A 20,903-nucleotide genomic window follows, 5' to 3' on the forward strand; every position below is an offset into this window, starting at 1 on the left:
GTCCGCCCAGTTGGGTCTGATTCAGTGCTCCTGTGGCATTGTTTAAAATCAGCCCGTCTTTACCGACGTTAAAATTCTGGTACTGGTTATGGGAAACCCCCGCGCCGTTTGGCGTGGCGATATTCACTACCGGGACACCATTAGGTGCATTTTCTGCACTGGTGTTACCCGATGCCACATCAATACCGGCAGCCAACGCTGGCGCTATTGGTTGAATACACAGCAACGCACTCATCAAATAGCTCAGTACGCAACGGCTGATTGAAACCGGTAACACATCCATGTTGTTTTTCATTGTTACTGAATCCTGATGCGCTTAATTAAAACATTAATCCAATACGGTAATAGATAGAGTACCAACCTCAAGTCAGTCCTGGAGATTGTATTATCCAAAAAGATAATACAAACAGGAAACTCCCTTTACGCATTGTTCTATTAGTCCGTTGAATACAAATAATTGCTATATGATATTATTTTTTTACTGAATAAAAATAACCGATTAAGAATGAACGATAGCTATGAGATTAATGGCATATTTTCAGATAATAAACTCGTAAAAATCTAATAATCAGAATTAGGTTCTAAAATAGTACCCAGGCGCATTTGATGAAATAACACAATGAATACACTTTATTGATATTAAACCAGTACACTATTTATTGTTCAATTAAGGTATGCAGGCTGAAATACAGGCCAGGAAAATTTGAGGTTATTAATAACCTCAAATTAGAAACAAGTATTCTATATATTGGTTTATAGGTCGAGCCAATAAATTCCCGGCGACAGTTGTCGCCGGAAGGTTGTGATATTGATTTGTTAATTCCTGAATATTTATCAGGCAATGCTATTACGCCCGGTCGGCGACAAATGAAATACCATTATTTTTCAGCAAATATCATTGCTGGTGCTCAATCACACCCTGTTTACCAATAGTAATCCGCTGTGCCTGTAACGCTTCCGGCACTCTGCGTTCAATATCAATATGCAGCAGCCCCAGTTCAAATTTGGCTTCGGTGACTACCATATGGTCTGCCAGAGTAAAGCTCAGTTCAAACGCCTTGCAGGATAGCCCCTGATGCAGATACTGCACCTCTTTTTCTATTTGGGTTGGGTTGCCTTTTACCGTCAGGCGCTGGCCTTCTGATTCTATTTCCAGATTTTCCTGCTTAAACCCGGCTAAGGCTAATGTGATGCGATAGTGGTTATCGTCACTTTTCTCAATATTGTAAGGAGGAAAACCAGAATCCGTATTCCCCTGCATGGTACTGGCCAGTTTGTCGAATCCGATCCACTGACGAAATAACGGTGATAAATCATAATTACGCATAATATAACTCCTTCTTTGAAGCGAGTGAGGTCTGCCCCCATTACGGCGGGCAAATAACGGTTTCGACGTTTAACGTCTTAAAATTTTATTACTTAATTTCGATACGGCGTGGCTTTGATGCCTCAGGGATAACCCGCGCCAGCTCGACATACAGCAAGCCATTTTCTAAATGAGCGCCTTCAACCTGAATATGTTCAGCCAGTTGGAATTTACGCTCAAAATTGCGCTCGGCAATACCTTGATAAAGATAGGTTTTTGCCGGTTCCTGACTCTGTTTGGCACCACGTACTACTAACAGGTTTGGCTGGGCGGTAATCTCCAGTTCGGTTTCGGCGAATCCGGCAACCGCGATAGCAATACGGTAGTGGTGCTCATCAACCAGCTCAACGTTATAGGGAGGGTAGCCGCCATTGCTCTGGCTCTGGCCTGACTCAAGGGTATTCAGCATCCGGTCAAAACCAATGGCTGAACGATACAGTGGGGAAAGATCAAAATTACGCATAAAATACGCCTCCTAAATAGATCAGCGAGGTTAAATAACATCATCTTCCTTACAGGACAGATGAACTTCCAGCGATCAACAACCCTATTGGCATTGCTTTATCGATCACAGTAAATAAAATGGAGGCATAAATTCATTTTTCAACGGCAAAAATAGATTTCTAAGCTAAATTTTATAACTACACGCCATTAATCTGGTGTTACTTATTCAAATTTAGATAGTTGAGTGCTATAACGTTGCTCTTCAATTCAAGATCATTAACTGTCAGAACGTATTATGCGTTTTGTGGATAGCAAACAATGATGACTACTGTTAAAAGTTTTCTACTGCCCATTTGCGTCAGTACAACAATGTTTGCACTTTCTGGTTGCTCCAGCCTGATGGCTCACGTGGCGCCTTATGAACGGTATTATCCCGGCACCGCCCATGATATTGATATAATTGGTGACGACAATCATGGATGGTTAATGCGTAGCCTGTTGATTGTCGATCTGCCCTTCTCTGCAATGTTAGATACGGTATTGCTGCCTTATGATCTTTATCGTGCCAGCGATACCGAAGGCCGCTCTTCTCCACGAAAAACCATTTCAGACTCAGACAAAGAGAAGCAAGAAAAGGGGCTAATGAAAGGGTCCGGCTATTCTCCATCTCCTCAGGAAAAAGCTAGCGATAAGAAGTAATACGGGCTATCAACTCAGCATCAGCAACAAACAGTTGGCTATCCGCTAATCCATCGATCTTTTTGCTCATTATTTCACAGGCTTGCTCCACCAGCGTCTTCTCATCCTGCCGCATCGACCAGATATTATTGGGCAAAAAGCTCAACATGACGTGTTCATCAAAGGTACCAAGATTAATCTCGCCGGGAATATAGCCATATCGTTGACGCAATACGCTTAATCCACCTTCCAGAATCGGTAATGATGAAGAGATAAAATTAACCGGAAACTCACCCTGTTGTTCAATAAACTGATTCATCATCAGTTCACCATCTTCAACCCGGTTATGGTCCGCATAAGAGAGTAGAGATTTCTCCTGAGAAAAGCCCGACTCATTACAGGCCTTGACGTAGCCTTTCAAACGTTCGGCAATGGTGGGTAGCCCGGCATCACCAACAAAGAAGTGAATCGGTTGCTGAATTTTATCCAGCATGGCGCGAGTCAGATGATAACCACTTTTACAGTTATCGGTGATCACGCAGGAAGCGCCTTTTACGCCAAAATCCCGGTCCAGAAAAACCAGCGGTTTATTGCGATGTTTAACGTGGTGAGCCTGACTTTTAGCATCAACCGAAACGATAAAAATCCCGTCAACGTTGCGCTCTTCCAGCGATTTCACCAGTTTATTTTCATACCGGGGATCGCCATAGGTACAACAGATCATCAGTTGATAGCCCGCCTCCCGGCAGCGAATTTCCAATAGCTCGGCCAGCGCAGAAAAGAAAGGGTTTGATAAACGAGGGATAACTAAACCAAAAGTTTCAGTCTTGTTCAGTTTAAGACTGCGCGCAGTATGATTGACAGTATAACCATGTAATTCAACGTATTGAGCTATTTTTTCCTGAGTTTTTACGCTGATGCGATACTGTTCGGCCTTACCATTTAATACTAAACGAACCGTAGTAATGGAGAGGTTTAAATCGTTCGCAATTTGCTCTACCGTTTTAGCCATGGTGTCTCGTCGGTTCCATTTAACTGATTAAACATGGTGAATACTGATAGTGCAGGATATGGCAAATTTTCTGCTACCGCACGCCATATCCTGCGGGTATCACAATCTTATGCCAGACGGACTTTCATTAGTGATTTAATTTTCGGTCCAAATACCGGCAGCAGTAATGTTAACACTGCAATGGCTAAAAATGTTGCACATATTGGACGAGTCAGTAATACCATAGGATCGCCCTCAGACATCATCAGCGCCCGACGCAGGTTAGATTCAGCCATCGGCCCGAGAATAATACCGATGACAATAGGTGACATAGAGAAATCCAGCTTAATCAAAATGTAAGCTAAGAACCCGGAACCCATCATCACAAATACATCGGTCATGCTGTGGTTAACCGAGTAGGCACCGACAGAACAGAGCATCAGAATAATGGGTACCAGCACGCGGCGTGGAATATCCATCACTTTGGCAAACAGACGCATCCCCATAAAGCCCATGATGCCCATAAATACGTTGGCAGCAAACAGACCGATAAAGATAGAGTTCACTTCAACCGGATGGTCGGTAAACAACTGAGGGCCTAACGCCAGCCCCTGTACCATAAAAGCGCCCATAATGATGGCTGTTGCGCCATCGCCAGGAATCCCCAGCGTCATCAGAGGGACCATAGCACCACCCGCCACCGAGTTAGCTCCCGCTTCCGGGGCAGATACCCCTTCCGGAGAACCATGGCCAAACTCTTCAGGATGCTTAGACCAGCGTTTCGCTTCGTTATAAGCAATAAAAGAAGCAATATCACCACCAACGCCGGGTACTGCACCAATACCGGTACCAATTACCGAAGAACGAACATAGGTTGGTAACACCCGTTTAAAATCGAGCCAGGTTGGTAAAATGCGCGTAATATTAGCCCGAATAATCTTCACCTGCCCGGCAATACGCTCACGATGGTCTTCTTCAAAACTCAACAAGCCCTGAGAAAAAGCAAACAACCCCACCAGCACCGGTATAAAAGAAACCCCACCCATTAAATAGATGGAATCAAAAGTAAAACGCATTCCACTGGTCATCGGATCCAGACCGATGGTGGCAATAAACAAACCAATACCACCACCAATTAATCCTTTAATAATTGAGTTAGATGAAACGCTGGTGATGATACTGATACCAAATACCGCCAGAGCAAAATACTCTGCCGCGGAGAAACCGGTAGCGACTTTTGCCAACAGAGGTGCAATCAGCACCAGAGCGATGGTGCTGAACAGGCCGCCAAACATGGAGCCCATAGTAGACAGCCCTAATGCGCGGCCCGCCTCACCTTTTTTCGCCATTGGGTAGCCGTCCAGCACGGTTGCGGCGGAAGCGGGCGTACCCGGCGTACTAATTAAAATAGCCGTAATCGAACCACCGTATACGGCGCCACAATAAACCCCCAACAGCAAAAGGATCCCGGTCATGCCCTGAAAAGAATAGGTTAGCGGCAACAGTAAAGCGATCCCCATGTTAACGGTTAATCCCGGCAGTGCGCCAATAATAATGCCGGCCAGTACGCCCAACAGAATCATGGATACCGTTTCAAGGCTAAATACGATAAACAGGGCTTCTAAAACTTCATTCATAGCGATCCCTTTATCCTTTTATTCTAAGAATTCAGATACAGGCAGAGGGGAATTAAATATCAGGGTAAATGAGACATAAATAGTGGTCACAATTACCACTGAGATCAGTGCTAAAAACCACGCCCGTCGTTCACCCATCATCCACATCACTACCGGGCTCAACAACAGCGAAGCCACAATAAAGCCGGTATAGTTAAGCAATACGCCATACAGCACCATCACTATCGCCAGTACATAGGCTCTGCGCACCGATACCGAGGTTAAATCAACCGAGACACCGGCGGTTTTTACCCGCTGAACGGCTACTTCAATCCACTGTAAAACGCCTAATCCAATAAATAACCAGGCCAGACCATAAGGCCAGAAACGCTCTCCGGGCACGCCATATTGATCAAACATGCTCATATCCCGGGAGAGATACATGATTGCACCACCCAACAGAACCGAGAGTAAACCGACAAGAATATTTAATTTCCGCATGACATCGTCTCCCTCCTGACGGCGAACCGGCAGGAGATACCTCTATTTATTTTTTCATGGTTTCGTCGATCAGCGTTTTATACATCTCATCATCTTCTTTCATCATGTTGTAAGCATCATCACCGGCAATCACTACCGGCATAATGCCCTGCTTCTTCAACGCTTCCTGATAGGCCGGAGTTTTTACTACTTCAGTAAAGGTATTCACCAGCTCTTGTTTCACGTTATCCGGTACTTTGGCAGTGGTTGCCAGTACGGCCCAGGCGCGCATTTTGACGTTAACATCCAGACCAAGCGCCTCTTTAAAGGTCGGCACGTCCGGGAACAACTCAAAACGTTTTTCGTCCATCACACCCAGCACTTTCAGAATACCGGCATCTACCTGCGATTTTACCGAGCCAGGTGTGGTTAATACGGAATCGATATGGCCACCAACCAGTGCGGCAATCGAAGGTCCGGTACCTTCGTTATAAGGAATATGGTTAAACTTCACATCCAGCGTTTTTTCCATATTGACGGCGGCCAGATGGTAAATAGCCCCCATACCGGAGTTACCAACTTTCAGCTTGCCCGGATTAGCTTTTGCTGCATCAATAAACTCCTGCAGCGTGTTATAAGGTGATTTAGCATTAACCACCACCGCGACCGGATCGGCAATGGTTGTCACCAGCGGAGTAAAATCTTTGTAGGTCACCGGTGATTTTCCCTGATGTGGGAACATCGCCAGCTCAACGGTTGTCATTACCAGCTTATAACCATCAGGTTTGGCTTTCGCCACTTCAATCAACCCGGTCAGGCCATTACCCGCTGGTTTATTCACTGGTACAAACATGGTTCCCTTTGGCATACGGTCACGGGCAAATTCAATCACCGTACGGGCTGAGGTATCAGTACCACCGCCAGGGTTTTTAGGAATAACCACTTCAATATTTTTGGTAGGGTAAGTTAACGTTTGCTCCGCCTGAACCATCCCGAAGGGCAGCATTAACGCGAGCAGAGGAAGCAGATTTTTTTTCATGAGGGCACTCCATTATTATCATTATCAGAAGTTATTTTTTGGTACACGATGTTCTTACGGTTCCATGTATAGGTCACATGGAGTGTTTCACCATCGGCGATAATCGCCGGATAGGAAAATTCTCCTTCACCACTTTCCAGATCTAACGGAATCGACCAGGTTTTGCCGTTGTCCTGCGAGACACTGATTGATATGGGATAACGACGATTCCAGTTGCCTTCAATAGGGTTACAGGCCAGTACCAGACCACCATTTTTCAACGCGACCACATCAATACCGCTGTTATTATTTGGCAGTTCTGTTTCATAGGCCGGACACCAGCTACGACCATAATCCTTTGAATCACTGCGGTAAATTCGCCCACGAGTACTGCGCATCATCGCATGTACCTGACCGGGAGCGGACTCCCATACCGTTGGCTGAATCACACCATCCCATTGAAATACACGTTGCAGATCGGTTTCCCACAGTGCGTCATCTTTTAAGCCCTGCCAGATATCACGCTCATCCGCAGATGCCGGATTAATATGAGCAATGGGAATATCAACCCGCTGCCAGCGCTCACCTAAATCGGCGGAGATATCGACAAAAGCATCCCAGTAGCGGTCATTCTCTATGGAAGAAGGAGCCAGCCACTCGCCATTGGACATCACCAACAGCTTATTTTTAACCGGCCCACGAGGGAGCAAGTCTCCCTCCATCAGTTCCTGAGGTTGGTTCCAGCTCTGACCGCCGTCTCCGGATGTCACATAACGTGTTATCCAGTGATGTACATCCGGCCCCACTTTATAAAACAGCCATAACGTACCGCACTGATAGTGCAGAACCGGATTCCAGTGCGCCAGACCATCCTGAGCAATGGCTCTTTGCGCCGGCAACCATTCCCCTTTGACGCAGCGGGATAGCCAAATCGCCGTATCGCCACTGGCCTCTTTTTGTCCGGCAAAATAGGCTACCAGCAGTTCATCACTGTCTGGCAGTACCACTAATGTTGATGCATGACAGTTATTAAAAAGTTGATGATTCACATCCAATAAAAACTGCAAAGACTGTTTAATAAAATGCATCTCAATATTTTTCCTTATAGCTCCAGATAGCGCCGAATATCCTGCCCCAAACGCACCATGCCATTAATGGCTTCCGGATAGAATGTTTGCAGATATCCACTGCTGTCCCGCACCCGACAGGCAATAGTATGGAAATTCCCAATGGATTGCTGGAAATTTTTCGCACAAATTGGGTAGTCCAGGTTTTCTACTAACGCAGCGGTAGAAAGGTAGTCGGACAACTTCCGGGCTTTTTCCGGCTCTGCCTGCCAGTTTTCATATAGCCAAACATACAGGTCAGGGTGAAAGTTAGCCATCACGCCGCTAAAGGCCTGGCAACCTGCCTGAAAAGAGGCCAGCAGCGTCTGGCTATTCGCATTTGCCAGATGCAAACGCGTCCCTTTTGCCAGTTCAAGGCGACGTTTAATCATGGCTAAATCGCAGCAGGTATCCTTGATAAAAGTGTAACGACCACTTTGAGCGCACCAGGCAACCGTCTCTTCCGACAGCAGGCGTTTATAAGGATAAGGGCATTCATATATCCCTAAGTCTACCGATACCGGAACCTGAGCCGTTAAACGCTGTAAGGTTTCCAGCGCTTTCTCCTGACTTTCACCCGCCAGCGCCAGACGATTGCTGATCATAATCACACCGTCAACTCCGGTTTCAGACATGCTGATCAACTGTTCACTCTGATGGCTGAACGCATTGGCCGTATGGCCGGATGCCACCACCGGCACCCGCCCATCGACTTTTTCGACGATAAAACGCACCAATTTTCTGGCTTCTTCATCGCTTAAAAAGAACATCTCACTCGACTGGCAATCGGCAAATAGCCCGTGAACACCGGCAGCCAGATACCACTCAATCAGCTTTTCCAATGAGTGCCAGTCAATCTCTTTACGTTCATCAAACGGCGTTAGCATCACCGGCCAGACGCCGGTATATTTTTGTTGGTTCACGTTATGCTTCCTTCTGAAGCGCATGCAGTGCATCGCCCGCCACTTTTACCTGGATCCCCTGAGTCAGCGCCTGAGCGACAAATGCTCGCAGTACGCTACCCAGTTTATCCTGTTCTACATAAGCGATAGTAATATGGTTACTCTGGTGTCCTGACATCAGGTCATCGCGCTGCACACCATCCAGTACACAGTTAAGCAGTGGCCATTCATAGTTAGTGGCCCGACGGCGACGCTCAAACTCATCGTCCGGTAACTCAACGCCATGACCGGTACCAATATGCATCACCACATTAGTTCCTTCATAGTGGGCCCGCGCCCAGATAAAGCACCCGGCTTTACCCTGTCCGCAAATGGTTGAACCACCATAAGGGAAGAACATAGGCGGTTGACGATAGCCGGTAGCTCCGGCAATACCGCCTTTCAGATGTTCAAACGGCACCGCACCAGATATTTCCAGATCCCAATAGAAGGTACCCCGATACTCACTGCCCCAGCGAATATCATGCAATGTGGTCTCTGCCGGTAGCCCTAATGAACTCAGCAAACGCCATAGCATGGTTTGAGGAATAGCCGTCCCCATATCCACTTCATTAATGCAGGGAATAGCCTGATTTGGGCAAATAATCTCACCCTGTTCGTCAGGAATAGGGAAACGCTCCGTAGAACCAATGGCACCTTCCGCAAAGTCAGAGGCAGCACAGCTATCTTTTAACCCTTGCTGATACTGAACGCCTACCGCGGATAAGCCAAAACGTTTCACAAAACGCGCCATGGCAATCATCATGGCGCACTGTTCTTTAACCTGCTCACGGGTCAGCTCGGTGGCGTTATCTTCACCAAACTGGAATTTCATACCGCGCGCTTCATACCAGTTCAGGCAGGCCTCCCTTAGCTCATCGGGCACTTTAGCCATTTCAACCAGTAAAGCAGACTGCGACAGCGACTCCAGCGGCATACCAATATTCACCAGCGCTTGCTGTGGAAAGACACCGTTGATCATCCCCATACAGAAAGTATCGAATAATCCCAAAATCTCTTTATGCTGCAAAATATATTCACCGACTTTGCGACCTACGGCACCCTCCAGGGTAGCCATCACCGGGTGGGTCGGTGCCACATCGTGCAAATAGTTATTCTTATGCTGTAATGACCCATAACGCAGCCAGGTTTGCAGACCTTGCATAAAGAACTTGTCGTCAAAACTTTCTGACCATAAACGAGAATAGGGTTTATCCAGACTGGTTAAGGTGCCCGCCAGACAAAGCATACCCACCAATCCCGGCCAGGTACCATCAAAATTAGCCAGCAGCAACACCGGACCACGATGGTGAGCTAACGACGGAGCAATATGGTGTGAGTACTGCCAGGCGGTTAACAGCACAATAACTGGCGCATCGGGCTCAATAGCAGCAAACAAATCACTGCCTTCACGCTGACTGCTGATAAAACCATGACCGCGGCTCTGGCTTACCGGATGCGCTCGTTTCATGGAGTAACCCAGTTGTTCCAGCGCCTGCTCCAGCTTATCTTCAAATTTCTTCTGTACCGGCCAGCAGGTGACGTTTGCAGGTTCACGTAAATCTGCGTTAGTCACCATCAGTACCTGCTTACTCTTCGCCCCTATTTTCGCCGGTGACGGTGGCAGATTAAGTTTTAACACGTTGATTTTCCTGTTCTGATAAAATTTACGCTAATAATTCGGCCTTACTCATCATCTGATGGTAACGCTGCTGATCCTGATACATCTGTAAATAGACCTGATACTTAGCCTGATGGAATGAAGCGGTTGAATCATCGGGCTGAATACTGTTGCCATATCGAACCATGGCCCCGGCCGCCTCAGAGAAATCGGCAAAGGCGCCACATGCCACAGCCCCCAGTAAAGCAGCCCCCAGCGTGACCGCATCTTCTTCTTTTGCCAGATGAATGGTGCGCTGAGTGGCATTGGCATACTCCCTGAGCCAAAGTGGGTTTTTAGTCGCACCGCCGCACAAAATCAGGCGGTCAATCTGATGGCCTGACTCTTCCAATACATCGATGATATGACGAGTACCATAGGCAATGGCCTGTAGCGTTGCTAAGTAGCGGCGGGCCAATGCATCCATCCCCGTTTCCAGCGTTAGACCTGACTCCATACCTCTTGCATCAGGATTGGCGCGGGGAGAGCGGTTGCCGTGGTGATCCGCCAGAATATGAAAATGATAAGTAGGGAACGGATGCTGCTGTTCAAGTTGAGCAACCCGTTGATTCAGAATTTGGTAGTAACTGCACTGTTGGCGTTTAGCCATCTCTTCCAGCTCGGGCCAGGCATCACTTTGACGCAGCGTCCATTCAACCAGCGCACCTGCGGCACTTTGTCCGCCTTCATTCAACCACCAGTCAGGGATCATCGCGCTAAAATATGGCCCCCATACGCCGGGTACCATCACTGCCTGTGGGCTTACCACCATATGGCAGTTAGAAGTGCCGCTGATAATCGCCAGGCTAGCTTGCGGCTGTGCGGCTACCAAAGCCAAACCTCCGGCATGGGCATCAATAATTCCACTGGCAATGGTTACACTGGCTGGTAATCCAAACTGATGGGCCACTTCCGGATTAAGTGTTCCCGCTTTTTCACCCAGATTTAAAACCGTAGTGGGTACTTTGTCGGTTAACTCCGACAGCCCTACGGCATCCAACAGGCTATGGCTAAAACGCCCTTCATGGGCGAGATAATTCCACTTACAACTCAGAGTACAAATACTGACCACATCGGCAGCGCTGGCGCGCCAGACCAGATAATCAGCCAGATCAAAGAAACGCCATACCTGTTGATAGCGTTGAGGATAGCGTCTTTTCAACCAAAGAATTTTGGGTAATTCCATCTCTACGCTGACTTCACCACCGACATATTGCAACGCCGGATCGTTAGTCAGGTTAATTTCCGTCGCTTCATCAATAGCTCGATGGTCCATCCACATGATGATATCCCGATTTACATCACCATCTTCAGCAACCGAGACTGGCGAACCATCCTGTGCAACAGCGACCAGAGAACAAGTCGCATCGAAACCAATGGAGCAAATGGAATGAATATCTACCTGAGATAACTCCACAGCTTCTTTTACCACCGCACACACCTGCTGCCAGATATCTGCAGATGACTGTTCAACCATATTGGTACGGGAGTGGAATTGTTGAATAGCCCGCACGGAAAACGCCAACCGCTCCCCCTGAGAGGTAAAAATACCGGCCCTGACACTGGCAGAACCTACATCAACTCCGATAAAAAACTGCTGCTCCACAATGCCTCCACACTCAATGCTGCGTCGAGTTAGCAACTTATGAAAGCAGAGAATAAAAAACAATCGAATTGTTTAAATTATGTGATATCGATCGAAGTGAAGAAGATAACTGACTGAATTGGAATAGATAATATTTTGAGCAATCTGGAAGGAGGAAAAGACATAATCCAGCCAGCGTTAATTAAGCATGATTAACGCCGGCAGGACGCAGTTTACTTAGTCTTTCAGAACTTCACGGGCATTGATTGGCTGAACCGGACGGTTATTTGGGTGGCCCATCAGTGCGGTAAACGCCTGAATTTGTTCATGGCTGGCAGTGATCTGATTTTTCAGTACTAACCAACGAACCCCTTCAGTACAAGGAGGAGTGGTCAGAGAACCGCTAAAGCGATAGTAGTGCAGATTAGCTGGCAGCAAATCTTTGGCGTTGATCTTTTGATCATAGGTTACTGTTTCACCATTTTTAGGCATCTCTTTCCACAGTTTAGCCAGTGTTGGGTTAGCTTTACCCTCTTTCACCATAACGGCTAATACTGTCAGTTCACCCTTACTGTTAGCGTGAACAAAGTGAATTTCCATCGGGAAAGATTTACCTTCAATTTGGTTTTCACCCGGAGTATGGAAATGGAACTGTTTCAGCTCAAACGAAGTACCATCAACCTCAATTTTGCTACCTGACGCATAGTTAACCTGTAACGTATGGCCATTATTTACCATATTCTCTGCGCCCGCAGCATAAGTAATATGGAAAGGTTTTAGATCGGATTTAACGGTACCGGTCAGGTTAACCGGCGACTGGTTTTGAGCGTGGCAGGCTGCAAACTCTGGTGATAAATCAGCCCAATGCTCCGGACCGGCTTCGCCGCTATATTCCCAATGAGGAGAAGCAAGCGCACTAAAAGATAATGCCAGACCACAAACGGCGATGAACTTTTTCACATTATTTCCTTTCAAAAATTAACCGGAACAATATTAGAGGGATATGACAAATATCAGTCGAATTCAATATTGCTAACATCCCTGGACTCAGCGGAAAAATAAACTCCGTGTTCAGTAATTATATATTCGATTAAAACTACATGAATCAACCGAGCTGTAATTAATCCCATGCAAAGTGTAATAATATGTAACTCATTGATATGAATAAATAACACACATATATTATTTTCATTAAGCTAATGAAAAATAATATAACCTTTTCAAAACACGGTTATTAATGCTCAATAAATCGGGGTGAAATAAGATATGAATCTAAAACTTAGCCGGTTTATTCTATTAAATGCCAAAAATAAATAAGAATTAATTTCAACAGCATAAAAAGCACGAAAGTAAATATGAAAATAATAAATAAAAAAACCCCCAAACCAATTAAAGTCTGGGGGTTTCTAAATCAATTAATTAATAACTGATTATATTTTAGGAATACGCAGAACTTGTCCCGGATAGATTTTGTCCGGATGGCTTAACATTGGTTTGTTAGCTTCAAAAATTTTCTGGTATTTGTTGGCATCACCATACTGAGACTTAGCAATAACACCCAGCGTATCGCCTTTCTGAACGGTATAGAAGTTACCTTCTTCTGAAGGTTGAACAACAGAAACTTGATCCTGCACGTTACCGATAGATGCAACGTTACCCAGAATAACCATCAGTTTTTCTTTCAGTTCCTGATCCGCAGCTTCACCACCAACGATAACGGTGTCGTTTTCTACTTTAATATCAACTTTATCTGAACCAGGCAGACCCATTTTATCCAGGTGCGCTTTCAGTTTTGCTGCTTTATCTTCTGGTTTGCTAGAGACACTATCCCAAAGCTTTTCGCCTGCTTCCTTAACAAAATTGAATAACATTCCCATTATATTCTCCAACAGCAGTTAAAATGTTTAAACACCACTTATTACCCACTAAATCTGAGCCAAACCAGCTCGTCAGTGAGAAATAAGCGCTGTTTATAGTATATCCCACGAACCGTTCACACACTAATTTTGTATTAATCCGATTCGGTACCAGTAATAAACAATTGAGAAAAACCCTCTACTTTTCGCATATAAGCAATGTATTCACCATTGGGTGAATACACCACCGCATCCGCACAAAGGTGGTTCAGGCTCTTTTCCGTTAAACGCTTAACCACGCCGCTGTTAACATCACAGAGCACAATACTGCCATCCATAACGAAGACTAAACTGCGGCCATCCGGACTCCAGCTAAATGCCGAATCGACTCCGTAACCACCGCTGGTCACCTGCTTTAACTCACCGCCTAACGGAGAAACCAGCCAAACCTGAACCACGTCAAAATCATCTTTCATCAAAAAGGCAATTTTGCTGCCATCCGGCGAGCTGCGCACCCAGTGGCGCGGTGAAGAGACTACTCCCGGAAAGCGACGATCGCCGGTATAAGTCAAACGACGCTGACTGACGCCAGCCGGAGGTGCCGGCATCTGTTCCTCCGTTCCTGTTAGTGGGTACTCACCGGGTTTGGCGTAATCCTCTAAATGTTCCGGTAAATCAACAATAAAAACTTCTGAAAGCTTACTGCCATCTTCCGAACGGGTATCACCAATAAACGCCAGCGCCCAGCGCTGAGTTGTTCCCTGCGCGGTCATATAGCCCTGATTTCCCACCCATCCCTCTTCATAAGCCCGGCTGATTTCATCACTACCGGCTTCAGGAACCAACACCGTTGAACTGGCTAAAACACAGAAATGGCTACCGTCATATTCTCGAAGGTGTTGCTTTTCAACCTTAACGGAGTGCAATGGCACCGCAACACCAATATTGCGTTGATCGAACTGTGGCCCTTTCTCATGCATCACATGATCGTTATAGGTAAAACTCAGTCGACTGCCGTCCGGACTAAAAACATGCACATGGGAACCGCCGCGCAACGCGCCGCTGGTATAGGGGGGCGTATAATCTAATGCATCCAGCGTAACTGCATGCTTTCGGTCGGGTTCAGTGACTATCACACCGCGACGGTGATGAAAGTCATAGTGCCACTGTTCATCCGGCTTTTCCGGGCTGTGGATAAAGGCATAGCGCACCGGCTCAACCGGGCTGGCGGTCACTACACCAACATAGCTTTGCGGCTCGGCCTGATAAATAATCTCAACTTCACAGCTATCAATATTCACCCGTTCGATAGTTTCGCCGGTAAACGACGAACCATCGGGCCGGACATCATAAACCAGCCACTGACTGTCCGGTGTCCATACGTTAACGTTAGTTAACTGGTGGTTGCAGGGCGTATAGGTAATTTGTTTTTCTGTTTCACGCATCGATGTGCTCCTACCTTGTCGCCTGTACGAATCTTTATGTTGCAAGATAAATTTTCAACTGTCACTGAAAGGTTATAAAAAATTCCACCGTTATCGCTATTTCCTCACCATTAAGAAAATTAATAACATAATGATGTTAAATAGATATAGGAGGAAATTAAGGTTACGGCAAGGTGAGATGAGAGAAAAGACCCATAGATACAAGATTCAGGGCGGCTCCTCAGCACCTTTCAATTAAACGCGGGAAACTGAATGGGAGCTGTATGCCCAATAAAAACTTTAGATGGCTGTTATGAATGAAGTGAATCCATGCCGGAGCATAAGTTCGAATGAAGATGGCGCAGGAGCCGGTCTGATGAACGGTTTTCCGGCCGGGCTCAGAGGTGTTATAAGCTCATCGCCTTTACGGCCGGAATAGACACAATAGTGAATAAAAATAATTTGGAAAGAACTCAGGGGCTATAACCAATCAGTTATAGCCCCGGGCAAATCAAGCAATCCGCTTCACTTCTCCAACCAGTAAAATATAGGAGAGCGCCCCAATCACCGCCACCACTGAAATATAGATCAGTGAAGGAGCAAAACCGTAGTTTTGTGCCAGATAACCCACGACCAGAGGTACAGTGATACCACCCAAACCGCCGATGAAGTTAAATACCCCGCTGGTTAAACCAATCAGACGAACCGGAGCCAGTGAAGAAACCAGCGACCAGGTAATAGAAGCAAAACCATTACCAAAGAATGCCACGGCCATCAGCACCATAATCCAAATCGGATCGTTGGTGTAGTTAGCGCCCATGATGTAGGAAGAGAGCAATAAACCACAGATAATTGGGGTTTTACGCGCAAAACCAATGGACTTACCGCTACGGGTTAACTTATCGGCCAGTTGACCAGAAAGTAACACACCCAGAAAAGCGGCCAGGAAAGGAACCGTCGTCATAAAGCCAGCGGTTAACGCCGCAATGCCTTTCTCCTGGGTTAGATAGTTAGGGAACCAGGTCAGGAAGAACCACAACATAGAGGCTATCGCAAACTGGCCCAAATAGACGCCAATCAGTTTACGATGGAAAATCAGTTTCCAGTCTGCACGGGTAAATGGCACTTTCTCTTTTTTCTCAATCAGAGCATCGCCATCCACCATACCGCCACCTTGCTCAATATACTTAAGCTCGGCACGATTTATCCTTTTGCTTTTTCTTGGGCTTTGATAATTAAAGTGCCAGATCAATGCCCAGACAATACCAATTGCACCGGTAATAAAGAACACCCAGTGCCAGCTCAGTATTTCCTGAACCCAAATCAGCATTGGTGTTAAAAATGCCAGACCAACAAACTGCCCGGAAGTATAAAAACCAACCGCACCGGCACGTTCCTGTTCAGGGAACCAACTGGTAACAACACGGTTATTCACCGGGAAAGCCGGGGCTTCGAACAAACCGGTCACGGCCCGTAAACCAATCAGAGAGGCTAAGCCGCCAGCAAAACCTTGCAGCAAGGTGGCGACTGACCAGCCCATGATGGCAATAAAATAGGTCAGTTTGGAACCAACCCGATCTAAAAACCAACCGCCAGGGATTTGACAGGCGGTATAGGTCCATGCGAAGGCGGAGAAAATATATCCCATCTCCGTTTTGGTAATACCAAATTCCTGTTGAATTTTAGCGGATGCTACGGCCAGGTTTGCCCTGTCAACATAGCAAATTACCACCGTAATAAATATCATCAATAAGGTAATATAGCGACGCTTGGTGGGCTTTATTACCTCTACCGAATCGATTGTTTTATCCATTGTAGAGTATCCTGTTTAATTGTTTTTATCCTGCCGGAAAATAATAAAAATTGCTCTATTGCCCTATTTTCAACGCAACCAGAACAACCCCGGTCAGATTCAGGCGCAAAGGAACCCCAGCGGGTATTTACGCCTTTTTATTGCTTTAATATTTAAAATGACCGACTAATTACGTTTTAAATAAACGCCATGCTTCCACAATATTATTACCACTCGGCAACAGCACCATCCGGATAACGCCAAACCGGGTTACGCCAGTCAGGAGCATGTTTACTACGTTCAATCACCAGTTCTTCATTCACCTCTACCCCTAACCCTGGTTTGGTTGGTGGATAGAAATGACCATCTTCCATCGAGAAGTCTTCTTTATTCAGTACATAATCCAGTAACTCTGCACCCTGATTATAGTGAATACCCATGCTCTGTTCCTGAAGCACTGCATTACGCGCCACAAAGTCAATATGCAGACAGGAAGCCAGCGCAATCGGCCCCAGTGGGCAATGTGCTGCAAACGCTACATCATAAGATTCCGCCATGGCCGCAATCTTATAGCACTCGGTAATACCACCAGCGTGGGAAAGGTCTGGCTGAACAATGCCCAGGCCGCCATCTGCCAGTACGCGTTTAAACTCAAAGCGAGAGAACATACGTTCACCAGCCGCAATAGGAATATGGGTTTGCGCTGCCAGACGAACATAATATTCCGCCTGCTCTGCCAGTACTGGTTCTTCAATAAACAGCGGACGATAAGGTTCCAGCTCTTTAATCAGAACTTTTGCCATTGGTGCATCAACACGACCATGAAAATCCAGACCAAACTCGATGCTATTACCAAAAGCCTCACGAATTTCTGCCACGACTCCCACGGCTTCATCCACTTTACGTGAGTTATCAATGATCCCCATCTCTTCACAGCCATTAAGCTTAAAGGTATCAAAGCCGATACTTTTCAGTTTCTTAATACCAGAGATCACATCCGATGGGCGATCGCCACCAACCCAGCTGTAGGCTTTAATCTTATCGCGTACCAGTCCACCCAGCAGTTGGTAAACCGGAACCCCTAATACTTTACCTTTGATATCCCACAATGCCTGATCGATACCAGAGATAGCGCTCATCAGAATAGGGCCACCGCGATAAAATCCACCGCGATACAGGGTTTGCCAGATATCATTAATACGGGCAGGATCCTGACCGATGATCATCTCTGACAGTTCATGTACTGCAGCTTCAACGCTGCGAGCGCGACCTTCTATCACCGGTTCCCCCCAGCCAGTCACGCCTTCATCCGTTTCTACTTTAAGAAACATCCAGCGCGGGGCTAAACGGTAAGTGGTGAGTTTAGTGATTTTCATAACTGCACTTCCTTATAGGCTTTAACAAAACGTTGCGCCTGTTGACGAGTTTGCTCTGGTGTCTGACCAGCACGATACAAGTCGCTTCCCAGTCCGGCACCCACGCATCCCGCCCGCATATATTGGTGGAGATTTTCCGGTGTCACGCCACCCACCGCAAATACCGGTATTTCTGGCGGTAACACCGCTTTCAGCGCTTTAATGTAGTCAGGACCAAACGATGAAGACGGGAATATTTTTAGCGTTTGAGCGCCGGCCTCTAATGCAGTAAAGGCCTCTGTTGCCGTAGCACAGCCCTCACATACCGTCATACCAAACTCCACCGAGCGTCGAATAACGGCTGGATTGGTATTTGGCGTGACGATCATTTGGCAGCCCATTGAAGCTAAACGCTCCACGTTAGCAACCGTTAATACCGTACCCGCACCAATCAATGCCCGGGAACCGAACTGTTCTACCATCTTTGGAATACTGATCTCCCACTGAGGCGAATTCAGCGGAATTTCAATGGCATCAAAACCAGACTCAATCAGGGCAGAAACGTGAGATTCCACCTCCTGAGGCTTGATACCACGCAAAATAGCAATTAGCGGAAAATTAGTTTTCCAACTCATAAACCAGACTCCTTATACCGGATTTAAAGGCATCATCACCATCAATGGCCTGATGTGGAATACCGGCTAAAGCCAACGCCTCACGATAGCGAGCCGTTAAACTCTGGTTACCAATAATGGTGACGCCGCGCTGATTTACATCGGCATATTGCTGCTGCATTTGCGCCACTTCATTACCAATAAGCAGTCCGGACAACCACTCCTGAACCACGGAAGGATCTAACTGACCAAGAACATGGGCCGCCCGGGTTTCAAACAGACGACGGATAATATGAGTTTCATTAAAGCCAATTTCCATGCCCTGCCTGAATGCCTGCTGTGACTCTCGCTGCACGCCGATACCGGCTCCTACCAGAGAATGGTTAATCAGCAGATGGTGCAATTCCCCGGTCATCACCGTGCGAAAATCGGCCACCGTATCGCCATCCATTTGAACCCACTTACAGTGGGTACCGGGCATCACATAGTAAGCCGCTGGTTTTTGTGCATGAGCACCCACTAACTGCGTCTCTTCACCACGCATAACGTTACAGTTGCCATCCTGATTAATGGCAAGCCCCGGCACAATCCAGGCACGCATTGGGGCCAACTGAGCGACCGGCATCAAGTGATGGGCGATTTGGCTTAAATTGGCAGGGCACATTTGATAAGGCGTCGGGATCCATCCGGCATTGCTACCAATCATACCGGCCATAACCACAGGGATACCGTCAGGATACTGAGCCAGCCAGTTATCAAACAGCTGATGAAAAATAGCCTCCGGCTGTTGGCCGTCAAAGCGGGTTACCCCTCGTTCAGAACGCAGCGTATCGACGCACAGATCGCCATCAAATAACCAGGCTCTCAGATTGGTTGAACCCCAATCAACGCCGATAAATTGCTCAATCATGTAGACTCCTTTAAACGTTGGGTAGAACTGGCAATCATTGCCAGCGCGGCCTTCTCTGCGGCAGGGATATCCTGATGACGTACCGCATCATACAAATCCTTATGTTCCCGCAGTGTACGGGGCATATTGTCTTCATCAGGCATGTAGGTACGCTCAAACACCGCATGCTGTAGCGAACTAATCGCAACCCCTAATTGCTGCAATATCGGGTTATGGGTTGCCACCATAATCGCCTGATGAAAACGGATATCCGCCTGGTTAAACGCCTCGCGGTCCTGACTGTAAATAATCATGTCATTCAGGGCTCTTTCAATCTGCACCAGCTCGATGGGCGTTGCTCGTTCGGCTGCCCAGCGGGCCATACTCGGCTCAACTAAATGACGCACTTCATTCATTGAGGCAATTAACCGTGGGTCATAGTCATACTCAAGAATCCACTGCAAAACATCACTGTCGAGATAACTCCACTGATTGCGGAAAGTGACAAATGCCCCCCGATAACGCTGAACCTCGACTAAACGCTTTGCCGCCAGCGCGCGCAGCACCTCACGAATAATATTGCGTGAGGTATTAAATTCTTCACAAAGGTCGGTTTCTGCGGGTAGTGCAGAACCGGGAATATATTTACCGTGTACGATCTGCTTACCTAACTCGATAATAATGCGATCGGTTTTGCTCATTTCAGACTGTGGCATCAGTAACTCCAAAGTGATAAATGTCATTGTTGTACTGAGGACTGTGCTACTACGGCATCAGTTTCGGTTTTACCAACTTTATCTGTCTGACTCTCACCTGTCTTGTACAGGGTGTCAAAAATGGCAAGTATTTCCATTGTGATGAATTATTGTAATTCAATTTAAATAAATTGTACTACGATCTGGATCGTAAAACGTACAATTCGCTTGGGCAAAGAAATTTATGAATAACGAATCAGAGATATTGGCAACCTGAAAACCATCGTTTTTTACTATCAGCAAGGCGCCAGACGGGCAGAGTACAAATCAAAGTACCCTTTTACATTTTGTTGAGATTGGAAGTTAATAGGTCAAAGTTCATATCGCGATTCG

At 46.6% G+C, this 20,903-nt stretch carries 20 protein-coding genes; 1 reads left to right on the top strand and 19 read right to left on the bottom strand.

The features are described 5' to 3' along the window. The 3 genes from LPW36_RS11960 to ibpA form a co-directional block, all read right to left on the bottom strand. A partial coding sequence (locus LPW36_RS11960) for a filamentous hemagglutinin N-terminal domain-containing protein (RefSeq protein ID WP_230609892.1) occupies positions 1-295 on the bottom strand: 295 nt, incomplete at its 3' end. 600 nt (positions 296-895) lie between these two features. Continuing rightward, positions 896-1,327, bottom strand: a complete 432-nt coding sequence (gene ibpB / locus LPW36_RS11965; protein WP_230609894.1) for a small heat shock chaperone IbpB — start codon at positions 1,325-1,327, stop codon at positions 896-898. 88 nt (positions 1,328-1,415) lie between these two features. After that, complete coding sequence (gene ibpA / locus LPW36_RS11970) at positions 1,416-1,829, bottom strand: small heat shock chaperone IbpA (protein ID WP_230609896.1); 414 nt, start codon at positions 1,827-1,829, stop codon at positions 1,416-1,418. A gap of 299 nt (positions 1,830-2,128) precedes the next feature. Here ibpA and LPW36_RS11975 point away from each other — a divergent pair, with 299 nt between their 5' ends. Next, positions 2,129-2,509, top strand: coding sequence for a YceK/YidQ family lipoprotein (locus LPW36_RS11975; RefSeq protein ID WP_230609898.1), 381 nt, complete (start codon positions 2,129-2,131; stop codon positions 2,507-2,509). Here LPW36_RS11975 and LPW36_RS11980 read toward each other — a convergent pair. The 16 genes from LPW36_RS11980 to LPW36_RS12055 form a co-directional block, all read right to left on the bottom strand. Next, positions 2,493-3,500, bottom strand: a complete 1,008-nt coding sequence (locus LPW36_RS11980; protein WP_230609899.1) for a LacI family DNA-binding transcriptional regulator — start codon at positions 3,498-3,500, stop codon at positions 2,493-2,495. The genes LPW36_RS11975 and LPW36_RS11980 overlap by 17 nt on opposite strands. Positions 3,501-3,607: 107 nt before the next feature. Next, positions 3,608-5,116: a tripartite tricarboxylate transporter permease gene (locus tag LPW36_RS11985; RefSeq protein WP_230609900.1), complete on the bottom strand. Its 1,509-nt coding sequence runs from the start codon at positions 5,114-5,116 to the stop codon at positions 3,608-3,610. An 18-nt stretch (positions 5,117-5,134) separates the two neighbouring features. After that, positions 5,135-5,596 carry a tripartite tricarboxylate transporter TctB family protein gene (locus LPW36_RS11990; protein ID WP_230609901.1) on the bottom strand — a complete coding sequence of 154 codons (462 nt, stop codon included), beginning with the start codon at positions 5,594-5,596 and terminating at the stop codon, positions 5,135-5,137. A gap of 46 nt (positions 5,597-5,642) precedes the next feature. Continuing rightward, complete coding sequence (locus LPW36_RS11995) at positions 5,643-6,614, bottom strand: tripartite tricarboxylate transporter substrate binding protein (RefSeq protein ID WP_230609903.1); 972 nt, start codon at positions 6,612-6,614, stop codon at positions 5,643-5,645. Beyond that, positions 6,611-7,681 carry a sialidase family protein gene (locus tag LPW36_RS12000; protein ID WP_230609905.1) on the bottom strand — a complete coding sequence of 357 codons (1,071 nt, stop codon included), beginning with the start codon at positions 7,679-7,681 and terminating at the stop codon, positions 6,611-6,613. The genes LPW36_RS11995 and LPW36_RS12000 overlap by 4 nt, the downstream gene beginning before the upstream one ends. Positions 7,682-7,695: 14 nt before the next feature. Then, positions 7,696-8,622, bottom strand: coding sequence for a dihydrodipicolinate synthase family protein (locus LPW36_RS12005; RefSeq protein WP_230609907.1), 927 nt, complete (start codon positions 8,620-8,622; stop codon positions 7,696-7,698). Between the two features lies 1 nt (position 8,623). Then, the gene (locus LPW36_RS12010; RefSeq protein ID WP_230609910.1) at positions 8,624-10,282 is read right to left on the bottom strand and encodes a signal transduction protein; all 1,659 of its coding nucleotides are present in this window, start codon (positions 10,280-10,282) and stop codon (positions 8,624-8,626) included. 25 nt (positions 10,283-10,307) lie between these two features. Then, positions 10,308-11,906, bottom strand: coding sequence for an FGGY-family carbohydrate kinase (locus LPW36_RS12015; RefSeq protein WP_230609912.1), 1,599 nt, complete (start codon positions 11,904-11,906; stop codon positions 10,308-10,310). 216 nt (positions 11,907-12,122) lie between these two features. Then, positions 12,123-12,845, bottom strand: coding sequence for a carbonic anhydrase (locus tag LPW36_RS12020; RefSeq protein WP_230609914.1), 723 nt, complete (start codon positions 12,843-12,845; stop codon positions 12,123-12,125). 470 nt (positions 12,846-13,315) lie between these two features. Beyond that, positions 13,316-13,762: a peptidoglycan-binding protein LysM gene (lysM, locus tag LPW36_RS12025; RefSeq protein ID WP_230609916.1), complete on the bottom strand. Its 447-nt coding sequence runs from the start codon at positions 13,760-13,762 to the stop codon at positions 13,316-13,318. A 134-nt stretch (positions 13,763-13,896) separates the two neighbouring features. After that, positions 13,897-15,186, bottom strand: a complete 1,290-nt coding sequence (locus LPW36_RS12030) for a YidR family protein (protein WP_230609918.1) — start codon at positions 15,184-15,186, stop codon at positions 13,897-13,899. Positions 15,187-15,676: 490 nt separating this feature from the next. Continuing rightward, complete coding sequence (locus LPW36_RS12035; RefSeq protein WP_230609919.1) at positions 15,677-16,978, bottom strand: MFS transporter; 1,302 nt, start codon at positions 16,976-16,978, stop codon at positions 15,677-15,679. A 206-nt stretch (positions 16,979-17,184) separates the two neighbouring features. Continuing rightward, a complete protein-coding gene (gene dgoD, locus LPW36_RS12040; RefSeq protein WP_230609920.1) occupies positions 17,185-18,333 on the bottom strand; it encodes a galactonate dehydratase in 1,149 nt (382 codons plus the stop codon). After that, a complete protein-coding gene (locus LPW36_RS12045) occupies positions 18,330-18,947 on the bottom strand; it encodes a 2-dehydro-3-deoxy-6-phosphogalactonate aldolase (protein ID WP_230609921.1) in 618 nt (205 codons plus the stop codon). The genes dgoD and LPW36_RS12045 overlap by 4 nt, the downstream gene beginning before the upstream one ends. Then, entirely contained in the window at positions 18,931-19,836 is a 906-nt protein-coding gene (locus LPW36_RS12050; protein ID WP_230609923.1) for a 2-dehydro-3-deoxygalactonokinase, read from the bottom strand. The genes LPW36_RS12045 and LPW36_RS12050 overlap by 17 nt, the downstream gene beginning before the upstream one ends. Then, the gene (locus tag LPW36_RS12055; RefSeq protein ID WP_230609925.1) at positions 19,833-20,531 is read right to left on the bottom strand and encodes a FadR/GntR family transcriptional regulator; all 699 of its coding nucleotides are present in this window, start codon (positions 20,529-20,531) and stop codon (positions 19,833-19,835) included. Before LPW36_RS12055 ends, LPW36_RS12050 begins: the two co-directional genes overlap by 4 nt. Positions 20,532-20,903: the final 372 nt, after the last annotated feature.

The sequence above is a fragment of the Limnobaculum eriocheiris genome, assembly GCF_021010575.1.
Lineage (GTDB): Bacteria > Pseudomonadota > Gammaproteobacteria > Enterobacterales > Enterobacteriaceae > Limnobaculum > Limnobaculum eriocheiris.